This is a genomic window from Phaeobacter sp. CAU 1743 (assembly GCF_039839315.1).
Taxonomy (GTDB): domain Bacteria; phylum Pseudomonadota; class Alphaproteobacteria; order Rhodobacterales; family Rhodobacteraceae; genus Phycobacter; species Phycobacter gallaeciensis_A.
In genome coordinates, this window is sequence record NZ_JBDOQR010000127.1 from 1 (window position 1) to 5,553 (window position 5,553).

The window sequence follows — 5,553 nt, forward strand, 5'->3', positions numbered from 1 at the left end:
GCCCCGTCAGAACCTCAACCTGTCGCAACTTCGTGACAATTTCCTCGGGCTTTGGTCGCTTGTTGGCCATGTGTTTCCTCCGTTTTCCTAAACATAGCGGAGGACCACTTCAGTGGGGGAAGACCAGAGACACAACCTGAGGATCAAGTGAGTTTTTTGAGTTCTAGTGAGGATTTTCGGTTTTCCTGAAAGTTGCATCTTTCCTCGATACCGACGATGCGAAACGCGAATTTGACTGCACCAAGCGCCTCCGAGAACCTTAGGGCCGAAATCGCTATCGTGTCGCGTTGGGGGTAAGTCAATCGCGCAGGGTTTGGAACCTTGACCAACCGAAGCCAACGGCGGCAGCGTGGCGATATGTGCAACCTCTACAGCAACACCAGATCTCAAGACGCCATGAGACACCTCTTCCCCGGCCTCGTGGATCGCGCCGGGAACTTGGGAAGTCGCTCCTATTTCCCCGACCAGCTGGCGCCGATCATTCGGCATTCAGCCGACGGGTTGGAACTGGTCAAGGCGCGGTGGGGAATGCCATCCCCTGCTTTTGTGCTGAAGACGAAGCGAGATCCCGGCGTCACCAACGTGCGAAACCTGGCCTCGCGCCATTGGCAACGCTGGTTGGGACCTGCGCATCGCTGTTTGGTGCCGATCACCTCCTTTGCCGAGCCGGTCAAAGGGGGCAATCAGTGGTTCAGTTGCGCCGATCCAGATCGCCCGATGTTCTTCGCGGGGATCGAGACGCGCAGTTGGCGCTCGGTGCGCAAGGTCAAGGATGGGGAGACAGAGGACGATCTTTTTGCCTTTCTGACGTGCCAGCCAAATGCCGAGGTCGCTGCGGTCCATCCGAAGGCTATGCCGGTGATCTTGATGGAGCCGGGTGAGTGGGACCTCTGGCTAAATTCGCCCATTGAGGCTGCCCAACAATTGCAGCGACCACTGCCTGATGGGGCACTCCTGTCTCTCGACACAGCGGATGAGAGTGGGCGGCTCATGTGAAGGTGAAGTTCGCGATCAAAGCAGCAATCAGCTCTGGAACTGTATTGTCGCTGCCACCTGTTGCCTCTGGCGACATCGGGTGGCGAGCTGCTGACATAGTCGGTCGTGGGCGTTTTTACGCCCTTCATGATCGACTGCAATGCGCAGATAGCGGACTTTGGAACATTTGTGTTTTGTATCTAGGCGAACCGTGCGGGACACTCTGTGTATTCAATGAACCTTACCTCGCTGGCCGTATTTCGGCTGCGAGTGAGCCCTAAAAGTCCTGCCACTTATCCAAGGCTGCGTTTCCATGCGCGGTGGCCGCCGATACGGCTTCACCCATTTCCCAGTCGGCACTTCCGTGGCGGGTCGGCTGCGACGTCGAGACCGCGTACATGGACGTGACCTTTGCTCCATCCGCGACATTCCGCAGGCGATCAGCACCGTCGGCCAGGACCAGATTGAGGATCAGCAACCGCGCACCCTGCTCGATACGCTCGGCTATACCTCAGGCACCAACGTCACGAACTTCGGCTACGACAGCCGCTATGACGCCGTCTACCTGCGTGGCTTTGCCGCCTACTACAACGGGTTGTTCCGCGATGGTCTGCGACAGGTGAACGGACCATCTGCCTGGTATCAGAACCACCCCTACAGCTTTGAGGCGGTCTCCGTGCTCAAGGGACCGTCGTCGTCCATGTACGGGGTCAGCGGCCCGGGTGGTCTTGTGAATGTGGTGTCAAAACGCCCCAAAGACACGCCCTTCAACGAGGTGCAGCTGACTTTTGGCACTGACGAGCGGCAAGAGGTGGCTTTCGACACTACCGGGCCGGTCGGAGACGGGCGGCTCAGCTATCGTCTGACCGGGGTTTTGCGACATGCGGGTACGCCGCTGGACGGCTATAGCGATGATCTTGCGATGATTGCACCTGCGCTGACCTACCAGCTGACCGACCGGACCAAGATCACGGTCCTGGGTGAGTATTCCTCCTCGACCCGCGGCGGCACGGCGTCTTACTACAACCCATCCTATGGGGTGGCCTCCGAAATCTATGCCGGGGATCCGGCCTACAACGATTTCGACAATGATCAGTGGCGCATCGGCTACGACATCGAGCATGAACTCACCGGAAGCATGACCCTGCGTCAAAGGATGCGCTACTCCGAGGTTGATGCGGATCTCCAGTTCAGTGGTGTTTACGCAACGGGCACCGGTCTTGGCCGGTACTGGGGCCACTACCTTGAAAATACCGAAAACCTGATAATCGACACCACGCTGGAGGCGAAGTTCGCGACCGGCAGTGTGGATCACACGCTGGTGGCAGGCGTCGATTTCGGCCGGTCGTCCTATGATGTCCACTATGGCGGCGTGGGCTATGTCTCCGCTGCGGCCGTCGATGCTGCGGTTCAGCCCTATTCCAACGGTCAGGACATGGATCAGACGGGCATCTACCTGCACGATCAGATGCTTGTGGGACGGTGGACCACGTTCCTGAGTGCGCGGTACGACTGGGTGGATATCACCACCTTTGACGCCGCACGGGTCGGCAGCGACACGTCTCACGAGGCGTTTTCCGGCCGGATCGGGCTCAGCTATGCCGTGAATGCCGATCTTTCGGTCTTTGCGAATGTGTCCAGCAGCTTCGTACCAACCACCGGGCTCGTCCATGATGACGTAACCGATCCGAACAGCGGTCGCCCGGCGGACCCAACACGCGGATTGCAGAAAGAAATCGGTCTGAAATACCAGCTGCCCCGCACGGAAAGCCTGATCACGGCCTCGATCTTTGACATCGCGCAGGACGATGGCGTGGTGTTCCAGACCGTGGACCCGGCGGTTTTCGGCGGGCTCAACCAGGTCCAGGTCCCCTACGATCTGCGGTCACGCGGTTTCGAGGTCGAAGGTCAGTTCAACTTCCAGAACGACCTGCGTCTCACGACCTCCTACACCTATCTCGACATGGAAATCGAACGCGGTGCGGCGGGCACCGTGGGCAAACAGCTTTCGGCCACGCCAGAACATGCGGCAGCGCTCTGGGCTTTCTATGAGCCGCAATCGGGCGCACTGAAAGGCTGGGGCTTTGGCGCCGGTCTGCGCTATGTCGGCCAAAGCTGGGGTGACGACCAGAACACCTTCAGGAACCATGAGCAGTTCTACACCGATCTGTCCGTGTCCTATGATCTTGGCCAAGTGGGGCTGGATGGTCTGGGCTTCCAGTTGAACGTGAAGAACGCCTTCGACAATACCGATCAGACCTGTAGTGCTGGCTACTGCTATCGGACCGAGGGGCGTACGGCCACATTCAGCCTCGCCTATCGCTTCTGATGCAAAGCAGGCGTCGGACATGGAACGTCGTCGGGGCGATTGGCGGCGTGTATATCGCGCAAAGCGTTATCGGCGGCGTGACATGGACGGGCCTGCCCGGCGTCATGCGGGCTCAGGGCCTTCCGCTGGATCACATCGGGCTCGTGTCCCTGCTCGTGCTGCCATGGGCCCTGAAGTTCCTTTGGGCGCCAGTGATTGAGCGGTTCCGCCTGCCGGATGGCGGTCGGGACCGGTCGGTGGCGGTCGTTCTGATTGGTGCCGCCGTGGTCGATTCAACACTGCTGATCGTCGGCGGGATCGGCCCCTTTCCAGTGCTGCCCGTCCTGGCGGTGCTGATGATCGCCGCCTTTGCCACGGCCACGGTCGACATTGCCTGCGATGGCTATGCCGTCGAGGCCTTGCGGGGAACGCCCTATGGCTGGGGGAACGCAGCGCAGGTGGGCGGTGCCTACCTTGGCGCAGCCATCGGTGGCGGTGTTTTTCTGATCCTGGTCGACCGGGTTGGGTGGACTGCCGCCGTCTGGGCCATGGCTTTGGTGATCGCAGTGCTGTGCCTGCCCTTTACCGTTGTCGCGCGCGCCCGCGAAACGGCCTTGCGCCCGCACCAGCCCAGCCTGAAAGCAGCTCTGAAACGGCCCGAAGTCCGCCAGGGTCTGCTGATCGCGTCCCTCTATGTGGTCGCGCAAAAGACGGCGATGGGCATGTTCGGCCCTTATTTCATAGACGCAGGCTATGATCTCGCTCAGCTGGGAATTCTTAGCGGCGTCGGCAGCCTGATGCTTGGCTTCTTCGGCGCGGTCCTCGGCGGCGGTGCCGTACGTCGTTTTGGCGCCCGTGTCGTTCTGGTCGGTGCGGTCGCCCTGCAGTCGGCCATCCTCGCGTTGGTTGCTCTCTCTGCCGGGGATACGATCCTGCCAGCCGCCGCAGTGGCTCCGGTGGCCATGGTGGCCAGCTCAGCGGTAATGGCTTTCGGCTTCGTCTCGCTCTACGGCCAGTTCATGAACTGGTCTGATCCCCGTCAGGGGGGCGTGGATTTCACCCTGTTCCAATGCGCCGATGCCTCCATAAGCATGGTGGCGGGCACCGCTGCGGGCTTCCTCGCCGAATATTTCGGCTTCGGTCGTTTTTTCGCGCTGGCCTGCGCGGTTTCGTTGGCTGCCCTGCCTGCCATCTGGCGCATTTCCGCAAAGAAGGCTCCCTTGCATGGCTGAGACCACCGCAACAACCAACCTGACCGGCATCTCCTTTGCCTCCCTGCGCCAGTCCATCCTGGCCCAGGCAGCGGAACATGATCTGCCCGTCCTGCGCGATGATGCAACCGGCCTGACTCTCGGCACTGACTACGGTCGTTTCGTGTTTACCCAGCGGCCCGAGAGCGCGATGGCGGAAATCCGGGCGCCACATGCCGAGTATCTGCAGGTTCTGAAAGACTCACTGGTCGCACAGATCGGCGCCATCACTCCGGAGCCTGCGATGCGACCTCCGGGCCCGCTTCCCCCTCGGCAACCTCGCAGACAACGAGAGGCGCAAAGACAGGGTCCTCGACTTCTGCCGCAGGCAGCACGAGCTTGCCCTGTTTGGCTTCACGTCGCCATGCCGAGAGTTGATTGGGCAGAATGCCAAACCGCTCCGCCACGGCATTCACCGTCGCACCAGCCTCCAAGGTCATCGCGACGGCCAAGGCCTTGGCCTCATCCGGCCACCGGCGATGTCCCGACGCGTAAATCTCGACGCCCAGAGATTTGAGAAACGAATTTGTAGCGCACATTGCGAAACGCACTCCCCATCATGAGATGGAGATCACATCGCAGCCGAAGCCATTAGCAGCAATGTGGGGTTGAGACGGCGCTTACGATATTGAGGCGTTCATGCAGGCGAAACCCACTTATAGGGGAACACGGTATGATAATGCGCATTTTTCAGGTACTTGTGCGAGAAGGTAAAGAGAAGGAATTCGGCGAATTCTTTCACAGTACGGCCATCCCATTGATGAAGGGGACGGACGGTATCGTCCAAGTTCTGCCCGGCGCGCCACGCGCGGATAGTCCTAGAGAGTTCAGTTTCGTGATGATCTGGCGCGACCTTGCATCGCTCGAGGCATTTGTTGGTGAGGACTACCAATCGGGGGATGTCCCGGTTGATGTTGAAGTTTGCCTGAAGGGTGGCGTTGCTTTCCCTGAGCCGTAGGCTCGGGGTGATCAAACCGAAAGGAAAGCAACACCATGAAGAAGACTACGACATCGCAGGCG

The 5,553-nt window shown here is 60.0% G+C and carries 4 protein-coding genes and 1 pseudogene; 4 read left to right on the plus strand and 1 reads right to left on the minus strand.

The window, feature by feature from the left end; genetic code table 11:
• The first annotated feature begins 357 nt into the window (after positions 1-357).
• The 3 genes from AAFO90_RS23755 to AAFO90_RS23765 all read left to right on the plus strand — a co-directional run bounded on the left by AAFO90_RS23755 (position 358) and on the right by AAFO90_RS23765 (position 4,515).
• Positions 358-996: an SOS response-associated peptidase family protein gene (locus AAFO90_RS23755; protein ID WP_347511028.1), complete on the plus strand. Its 639-nt coding sequence runs from the start codon at positions 358-360 to the stop codon at positions 994-996.
• 292 nt (positions 997-1,288) lie between these two features.
• Complete coding sequence (locus tag AAFO90_RS23760; RefSeq protein ID WP_347511029.1) at positions 1,289-3,304, plus strand: TonB-dependent siderophore receptor; 2,016 nt, start codon at positions 1,289-1,291, stop codon at positions 3,302-3,304.
• 47 nt (positions 3,305-3,351) lie between these two features.
• The gene (locus AAFO90_RS23765) at positions 3,352-4,515 is read left to right on the plus strand and encodes an MFS transporter (protein ID WP_347511030.1); all 1,164 of its coding nucleotides are present in this window, start codon (positions 3,352-3,354) and stop codon (positions 4,513-4,515) included.
• Between the two features lie 326 nt (positions 4,516-4,841).
• Here AAFO90_RS23765 and AAFO90_RS23770 read toward each other — a convergent pair.
• Positions 4,842-5,072 (minus strand): annotated as a pseudogene (locus tag AAFO90_RS23770) (transposase); the annotation flags it as partial.
• Positions 5,073-5,206: 134 nt separating this feature from the next.
• On the opposite strand from AAFO90_RS23770, the gene AAFO90_RS23775 reads away from it, so the two are divergent.
• A complete protein-coding gene (locus AAFO90_RS23775) occupies positions 5,207-5,491 on the plus strand; it encodes a hypothetical protein (protein ID WP_347511031.1) in 285 nt (94 codons plus the stop codon).
• Positions 5,492-5,553: the final 62 nt, after the last annotated feature.